This window comes from Cobetia sp. SIMBA_158 (genome assembly GCF_046566945.1).
Lineage (GTDB): Bacteria > Pseudomonadota > Gammaproteobacteria > Pseudomonadales > Halomonadaceae > Cobetia > Cobetia amphilecti.
The window spans coordinates 1-248 of sequence record NZ_JAWJYL010000828.1 but is presented as its reverse complement, the minus strand read 5'-3'; the positions used below and the strand labels follow the sequence as shown (position 1 = coordinate 248).

Sequence of the window (248 nt, the reverse complement as noted above, 5' to 3'; positions counted from 1 at the left end):
CCATTTTTATTAAATTAAATAGTAAGGCGGATTGCATTAAAATGATTGAGAGTCCAAATGCAGCAAGAAATGTATGAATAACTACTCCTGCAGTAATACCAAGAGCTGAATAAATGCCTGCCGTTCTCCCTTGGGAAATACTACGACTTACAATATACATAGTATCAGTTCCAGGCGTTAAGTTTAGCAAGATTGCAGCAACTAAAAATACCTCAAAATTTATAATCCCCAACATCTTACATTCCTCC

The 248-nt window shown here is 35.5% G+C and carries 1 protein-coding gene; it reads right to left on the bottom strand.

Features of this window, described 5'->3' with window-relative positions; translation table 11 throughout:
* Window positions 1–235, bottom strand: a 235-nt coding sequence (locus R2R70_RS22145) for a LysE family translocator (RefSeq protein WP_410979221.1), incomplete at its 3' end; no start/stop codon positions are given.
* Window positions 236–248 lie beyond the last annotated feature (13 nt).